Below are 492 nucleotides of genomic sequence, written 5' to 3'. Positions count from 1 at the left end.
CTTCGCTACTTAATTTCGCTCCAGGTCACACCTCGTGGTTAGATAATCGTAAGCATTTGACTCACAATCCCACTTGATGCTTCTACATCCTCTTCCATCCGGATGCGTGGCCCTACCTCCTGTGTCCCTCCATCGTTCAAACATGTTACCCAAGTACAGGAATCTCTACCTGTTGTCCATCGCCTATACCTATCGGCTTCGGCTTAGGTCCCGACTTACCCTGGGAGGACGAGCCTTCCCCAGGAAACCTTAGTCAATCGGTGGACGGGATTCTCACCCGTCTTGCGCTACTCATACCGGCATTCTCACTTCTATGCGCTCCACAGCTCCTTACGGTACTGCTTCGCCGCCCATAGAACGCTCTCCTACCACTCAGTAATTATACTGAATCCACAGCTTCGGTGTATTGTTTAGCCCCGGTACATTTTCGGCGCGGGGTCACTCGACTAGTGAGCTATTACGCACTCTTTAAATGATGGCTGCTTCTGAGCC

1 rRNA gene is annotated in these 492 nt (G+C 51.4%); it reads right to left on the bottom strand.

The annotated features are described in order from the left end of the window. Positions 1–492 (bottom strand): 23S ribosomal RNA (locus tag ACTQ45_RS13650); the annotation flags it as partial.

The organism is Fundicoccus sp. Sow4_D5 (assembly GCF_052116365.1).
Taxonomy (GTDB): domain Bacteria; phylum Bacillota; class Bacilli; order Lactobacillales; family Aerococcaceae; genus Fundicoccus.
This window is presented reverse-complemented; position numbering and strand designations above follow the sequence as displayed.